Annotated in this window: 2 protein-coding genes and 1 pseudogene; 2 read left to right on the top strand and 1 reads right to left on the bottom strand. The window is 38.4% G+C overall.

Going from position 1 to position 1,608, the window contains the following annotated elements:
• Positions 1 to 546 (top strand): aminotransferase class IV (locus tag ACFVSH_RS26425; protein WP_387708777.1); only part of this gene is annotated, 546 nt, incomplete at its 5' end.
• A gap of 42 nt (positions 547 to 588) precedes the next feature.
• On the opposite strand, the gene ACFVSH_RS26430 is transcribed toward ACFVSH_RS26425, so the two are convergent.
• Positions 589 to 1,275 carry a helix-turn-helix transcriptional regulator gene (locus ACFVSH_RS26430; RefSeq protein ID WP_387598950.1) on the bottom strand — a complete coding sequence of 229 codons (687 nt, stop codon included), beginning with the start codon at positions 1,273 to 1,275 and terminating at the stop codon, positions 589 to 591.
• Positions 1,276 to 1,412: 137 nt separating this feature from the next.
• On the opposite strand from ACFVSH_RS26430, the pseudogene ACFVSH_RS26435 reads away from it, so the two are divergent.
• Positions 1,413 to 1,608, top strand: a pseudogene (locus ACFVSH_RS26435) (R2-like ligand-binding oxidase); the annotation flags it as partial.

Consider the following 1,608-nt stretch of genomic DNA (forward strand, 5'->3'; position numbering starts at 1 on the left):
GAGTCAGCCTTCACACGTGCAGTTAATGGAGGTACGGGTGAAGCCAAAACGGGCGGTAATTATGCCTCGAGCCTGAAAGCCCAAGAAGTATCCGAAAAGATGGGCTATGCCCAAGTTCTTTGGTTAGACGGAGTAGAGAAAAAGTATATCGAAGAAGTTGGAAGCATGAATGTTTTCTTCAAAATTAATGGTGAAATTATCACTCCTGCTTTAAATGGAAGTATCCTTCCGGGTATTACTCGTGATTCCATTATCGAATTGCTGAAACATTGGGGCCTTCCCGTGTCGGAAAGACGCATTTCGATGGAAGAAGTCCATGAAGCCTATAAATTAGGTCAATTGGAAGAGGCTTTTGGAACGGGTACAGCCGCGGTCATTTCACCAATTGGTGAATTTTTGTGGAATGGTGAAGAAATGATTGTTCAAAGCGGGGAAACTGGAGAACTTTCTAGAAAGCTTTATGATACACTGACAGGTGTGCAAACAGGTAAAGTCGCAGACGAGTTGAACTGGACTGCGAAAGTTGAAGAAAAAGTAACTCAATAATACTTAAACAAAAAAAACCTTCTTTGAAGGTTTTTTTTGTTTTCACATAATCATTTTGTTTCTTATGGCAACCGCGACGGCCTCTGTCCGATGATTCACTCCCAATTTCCTGATAGCAGAAGAAATATGATCTCTGACGGTAAATTCACTAACGCTCATTATTGGTGCCATTTGCTTTAATCCCATTCCATTGGCTAAATATTGAAGGACCTCCACTTCACGTTTGCTTAGAAGGTAAGTGGGAGGGGCGGAATCCATTGTTGAACCGACAGCCAGTTTTAAATAATGGGAAAGCTTATTTAAATCATTCTTGGTAATTGGCTCGTTAGCGTGAATGGGGTCGACTAAAACTAAACCGATGGCCAAGTCATTCACAATTATCGGAATGATTGCCAATGATGAGATGGAAAATCTTTTAACGTATTTTGCAGGGATGGAGGATTTTGCATGCTGTATGGTTAAGTACATGGGTTTGTTATGGATGACTGCTTGGTGGATGGGGTATATATCATGAATATTTTCTCTAACATTATGTAATGAAAAGGTATCTTCACTTGTACATGCACATATTCCTTCACCCATTCCCGTTAAACATGAATAACTGAATAAAGATGCTCGTTGAAATGAAAAAAAATCCACACAGCCTTTTACAATCATTTGTGATTTATCTGCCATATCTTTTTGTTGGGATATCTTTCTTACATGATTCAACAGAGTTTCCTCAAGCATTCGACTTTATTCCTCCCTACATTTTCAGTGCTAGGATAAACGCTACTAATATCTTACAATATAATGAAAACTCTTACAAATTTTAAAAATCCAGAGATTCAAAAGTTCAAAGTTCATAATTTCAAGGAGGCATTACCATGAAAAGAATGAATTTAACGACCACCAGCCGGAGTTTTAAAGAAGATTCCCTACCATTTAAACTTTATCAAAAGGCAAAGAAATTCGGTATATGGAATCCTCGTGACATTGATTTCAACCAGGATAAAGAAGATTGGAAGTCATTTACTGATATTGAAAGGCAAGTGTTCTTAAGGAGCATTTCCCTTTTTCTGG

Origin of the sequence: Peribacillus sp. NPDC058002, from assembly GCF_042886655.1 — a bacterium.
Classification (GTDB): domain Bacteria; phylum Bacillota; class Bacilli; order Bacillales; family DSM-1321; genus Peribacillus; species Peribacillus aracenensis.